The 4,668-nt window shown below is 72.7% G+C and carries 4 protein-coding genes; all 4 read left to right on the forward strand.

Translation table 11 applies throughout. From position 1 onward, the window contains the following. Window positions 1-1,366: exopolysaccharide biosynthesis polyprenyl glycosylphosphotransferase (locus HW577_RS21020; protein WP_198378077.1), on the forward strand; the 1,366-nt coding region annotated here is incomplete at its 5' end. A 28-nt stretch (window positions 1,367-1,394) separates the two neighbouring features. Next, window positions 1,395-2,108 (forward strand): sugar phosphate nucleotidyltransferase, encoded by a 714-nt coding sequence (locus tag HW577_RS21025; RefSeq protein ID WP_198378078.1) that lies wholly within the window; start codon window positions 1,395-1,397, stop codon window positions 2,106-2,108. Next, window positions 2,105-3,106 (forward strand): GDP-mannose 4,6-dehydratase, encoded by a 1,002-nt coding sequence (locus tag HW577_RS21030; protein WP_198378079.1) that lies wholly within the window; start codon window positions 2,105-2,107, stop codon window positions 3,104-3,106. The genes HW577_RS21025 and HW577_RS21030 overlap by 4 nt, the downstream gene beginning before the upstream one ends. After that, complete coding sequence (locus tag HW577_RS21035) at window positions 3,103-4,593, forward strand: Wzz/FepE/Etk N-terminal domain-containing protein (RefSeq protein WP_198378080.1); 1,491 nt, start codon at window positions 3,103-3,105, stop codon at window positions 4,591-4,593. The genes HW577_RS21030 and HW577_RS21035 overlap by 4 nt, the downstream gene beginning before the upstream one ends. Window positions 4,594-4,668: the final 75 nt, after the last annotated feature.

Below are 4,668 nucleotides of genomic sequence, written 5' to 3' on the forward strand. Positions count from 1 at the left end.
GCTTGTCGCGGGGCTCCTGCCTTGCATCGACGGCGTCGTGCTGGCGCTCGCGGGCGCGCTCGCCTCGGCCGCGGCGGCGGATGCGGGCGCACAGGACCAGGGCCGGCACCTCGCGGCGACGGTGGTGGGGGTCGCGGCCTTCGTCGCGGCCGGCATCGCCGCCGGGCACTACCGGCCCGATGGCCTGGAGCATCGGGCTGGGATGTTGCGGCACGTGGCGGGCGCCTTCGCGCTCGCGCTGCTCGTCACGCTCGCCGTCGCCTTCCTGTGGGATGGCGGGGTTGCCCTCTCGCGCGGCTGGCTGCTGGGCTGGGCGGGCATCGGCATGGTCGGCCTCGCGCTGTCGCGCACGGCCCTCGCGCTGCGCCTCGCGGCGTGGCGAGCCTCCGGCAGCCTGGCGGAGCGCGTCGCGGTCATCGGGGCGGGGCCGCAGGCCGAACGGCTGGTCGCGGCGCTCCTGGCGCCGGATCGTGCGGGAGAGGCGCTGCTCATCGGCCGCTTCGGCCTGCATCGCGGCGCCGACGTCGATGGCGACATCGATGACCTGCTGCGCGCCGCGCCGGACCTCGCCCTGGACGCCGTGCTCGTCGCGCTGCCCTGGTCGATGCCGGACCAGGTGGCGGAAGCCTGCCTGCGGCTGCGCGACCTGCCGGTCGATGTGCGCCTTGCCCCCGACCTCGCCGCCTGGGAATTGCCGGCGGGCGCGGCGCGCCTCGTCGCCGGGCGGCCGGCGGTGGAGATCTGGGGCCGTCCGCTGCGCGACTGGCGCGGCATCGCCAAGCGCGTGGAGGATCTGGTGATCGGCGCCGCGCTGGTGGTGCTGTTCGCGCCGGTGATGCTGGCCGCCGCCGTCGCCATCCGGCTCGACAGCCCGGGTCCGGTGCTGCTGCGCCAGCGCCGCTTCGGCTTCGCCAACGAGCCCATCATGGTGCTGAAGTTCCGCACCATGCACCAGGCGCTGGGCGACCCGACGGGCGCGCGCGCCACCGTACCGGGCGACCCGCGCGTGACGCGCGTCGGGCGCTTCCTCCGCCGCACCAGCCTCGACGAGCTGCCGCAACTGTTCAACGTGCTGGCGGGCGGGATGTCGTTGGTGGGTCCGCGCGCCCATCCGGTGGAGATGCGCGTCGATGGCCGCCCCTATGGGGAGGCCGTGCGCCACTACGCGGCGCGGCACCGCATGAAACCCGGCATCACCGGCCTCGCGCAGGTCAATGGCTGCCGCGGCCTGGTCGATACGCTCGAGAAGGCGCAGCGCCGGCTCGACTACGACCTTCTGTACGTCGAGTCCTGGTCGCTCGCCCTCGATCTGCGGATCCTGGCCGCGACCGTCACGCGCGGCTTCACCAGCGATGCCGCCTTCTGATCACCCCCCAGCCCAGGAAGCCAAGCGCATGAAGGTCGTGATCCTCGCCGGCGGGTCGGGCACCCGCGCCTACCCCTACACCGAGTACCTGCCCAAGCCGATGATGCCGGTGGGCGGCAAGCCGATCCTGCTGCGCGTGATGGAGATCTACGCGCGCCAGGGCATCACCGACTTCGTGCTGTCCGTCGGCTACCGGAAGGAGGTGATCCTCGACTATTTCGAGGGCCGGTCCTTCGGCTGGAAAGTCGAGATCGTCGACACGGGTGCCGCGACCGATACGGGCGGGCGCGTCGCGGGCTGCCGGCACCTGCTCTGTGACGGGACCTTCATGGCGACCTATGCGGACGGGCTGTCGGACGTGCCGCTGTCCGACCTGCTCGCCTTCCATCGCCGCGCGGGCAAGCTCGCCACCATCACCTCCGTCCCGCTGCGGTCCCAGTACGGCACGATCGAGGCTGATGCCGGCGGCACCATCCACGACTTCCGGGAAAAGCCGGTGCTGCGCGAACACTGGATCAACGCCGGCTTCTTCGTGATGGAGCCCGCCATCTTCGACCATTGGCGCGGCGAGAACCTGGAGCGCGACGTCTTCCCCGGCCTGCTCGCCGGGCGGCACCTCGCGACCTATCGCCATGACGGCTTCTTCAAGTCGATGGACACCTACAAGGACCAGCAGGAGATCGAGGCGATGTTCGCCGAGGGGCGGATGCCCTGGCTCGGCCGGACGGCAGCGGCGGCATGAGCGCGCCCCGCGGCTTCTGGGCCGACAAGCGCGTGCTCGTCACCGGCTCCTCGGGCTTCCTCGGATCGTGGACCGTGAAGGAGCTGAACCGACGGGGCGCGACGACCATCGGCTATGTGCGCGACCGCGGCCGGCACCTGACGCGCCGCGACGATCCGGAGACGGAGCCGCACTTCACCGTACTCGGCGCGCTCGAGGACTACGAGACGCTGCTGCGCGCGATCAACGAGCACGAGGCGGACACGGTGCTGCACCTGGGCGCGCAGCCCATCGTAGGCATCGCCAACCGCAACCCGCGCTCGACCTTCGAGGCGAATATCCGCGGCAGCTGGAACCTGCTCGACGCCTGCCGGGAACTGCGCGGGCAGGTGAAGCGGATCGTCGTCGCCTCCTCGGACAAGGCCTACGGCACCGCGCCGAGCCTGCCCTATGACGAGACCATGCCGCTCAATGGCCGGCATCCCTACGACGCGTCGAAATCCTGCACCGACATCCTGGCCCAGACCTACCACCACACCTACGGGCTGCCGGTCTGCATCACACGCGCGGGGAACTTCTTCGGCGGGCGGGACCTGAACTTCAACCGCATCGTGCCCGGCGTCGCGCGCTGGGCGATCCGGGGCGAGCGTCCGGTCCTACGCTCCGACGGCTCGATGATCCGCGACTACATCTATGTGCGCGACGTGGTGCTCGCCTATCTCGCGCTGGCCGAGGCGATGGAGGACTCCGCCCTGCACGGAGAGGCGTTCAACTTCTCGACCGAGCAGCCGCTGTCGGTGCTGGACCTCACGCGCCGCATCCTCGCCGCCGCGGGGCGGCCGGAGATCGAGCCAATCGTGCTCGGCCAGGCGAGCAACGAGATCCCGGAGCAGCATCTCTCGGCCGCCAAGGCGCGGGCGCGGCTTGGCTGGTCGCCGGCCTTCACGCTGGAGGATGCGCTGGCGGAGACCATCGCCTGGTACAACGGCTGGCTCGCCACGGAGGACGCGGCGGCATGAGGCCCACGCCGGGTGGCCTGCTGCCCGAGATATCGCTGCGTGACCTCGCCGCGCCGCTGTTCCGTCGCCTGTGGATGGTCGTGACCATCGTCGTCGCTGCGATCGCGATGGCGGGCGTGCATGTCTTCCTGGTCCGCGGCGATATCTGGATGGCCGAGGCGAAGATCCTGGTGCGCCTTGGCCAGGAGCAGGCACCGTTGCCGACCATGCTCGCGGACCGGCAGGCCTTCGTGTCGACCACGCCGGGGCATGTGAACAGCGAGATGGAGCTGATCCGCTCCCGCGACCTGATCGCGCTGGCGGTGGACCGCATCGACCTCGCGCCTACCCCGCCGGCGCCGGCCGAGAGCCTGGTGGCGCGCGTGAAGCAGGCCCTCCGCGGCGCGGCGCGTGCGGCGCGGGAAGGGCTGTCCGACGCGATGGTCGCGCTCGGCCTCTCGGCGCGGCCGACGCCGCGCGAGGCGGCGATCGAGGCGCTGTCCGGCGCGCTGATCCTCGACAGCCAGCCGAACACAAATGTCGTGACGGCGCGCCTGGTCTGGGGCGCGCGGGAGGTGCCGGAGCCCGCGCTGCGCCTGATACTCGACCTGTATTTCGAAACCCGCGCGGCGATGTTCCAGGGCCGCCAGGCCGTGGCGTTCTTCACCGAGCGGCGGCGGGAGACCGGTGCGCGCCTCGCCGCGGCCGAGGCTGCGCTCGCGGGATTCGAGCGGACCCAGGGGATCACCGTGCCCGAGGAACAACGCGCGGCGCTCCAGCGCCGGCTGGCCGAGGCCGAGACCGGTCTCGACGCCGCGCGGCTCGACCTCGAACTCGCCGCCATCGCCCTGCGCCAGCTCGAGGCGACGGAAGCCGGCGCGGACGAGACGCGCGCCGGGGTGGCGCTCGCGGGCAATCCGCTGCAGCAGGCGATCGCGTCGGAACTCGCGAGCCTCGGCGCGCGGAGCGCCGGGTCGCAGACCACGCTCGCCGCGCAGGACATGGCGGTGCGCCGCCAGCGCGCGGAGATCGCGGCGCTGTCGCGCCAACTGGCCGAGCAGGTGCGTGCCACGCACGACCAGCGCCGGCGCATCCTGGCGGCGCGGGAGGAACTGCGCGATGCGATCGCCGCCGACCTGGCCGCGTTGCAGGCCGCCCTGCCCGAATGGCAGGCGCTGCGGCGGGAGGTCGTGTCCGCCCGTCGCGCCTTCGAGTTCAACGACGGCAAGCTGAACGACGCGCTGTCCGTCGCGGCGCTGGAGGAAGCGCGCATCGGCAATGTCCAGCTGGTGCAGCGCCCGACGCTGCGCGCGACGCCGATCGGGCTGCGCAAGTCGGTGGCGCTGGCACTCGCCGGCGTGCTCGGCGGGATGCTGGCGCTCGCCTGGGTGGCGGCCGCCGCCTTCTTCGACCGCCGGCTGCACGAGGCCGCGGAGGTGGAGCGGCATCTCGGCCTGCCCGTGCTCGCGGTGGTGCCGCGCCTGCGCGCGCGCCGGTCGGCGGCCTGAACCATGGCCGCGACAGGACCCTTCGCCGCCGCGGCGGCGGCGCTGGCGCGTGGCACGAAGCCCGGGCGCGGGCGC

It is taken from the genome of Neoroseomonas rubea (assembly GCF_016106015.1).
GTDB classification, from domain to species: Bacteria; Pseudomonadota; Alphaproteobacteria; order Acetobacterales; family Acetobacteraceae; genus Neoroseomonas; species Neoroseomonas rubea.

Excerpts from the sequence above, each read along its gene's own strand:
- HW577_RS21025 (WP_198378078.1), top strand. The coding sequence starts at position 1,395 with ATGAAGGTCGTGATCCTCGCCGGCGGGTCGGGCACCCGCGCCTACCCC.
- HW577_RS21030 (WP_198378079.1), top strand. The coding sequence starts at position 2,105 with ATGAGCGCGCCCCGCGGCTTCTGGGCCGACAAGCGCGTGCTCGTCACC.
- HW577_RS21035 (WP_198378080.1), top strand. The coding sequence starts at position 3,103 with ATGAGGCCCACGCCGGGTGGCCTGCTGCCCGAGATATCGCTGCGTGAC.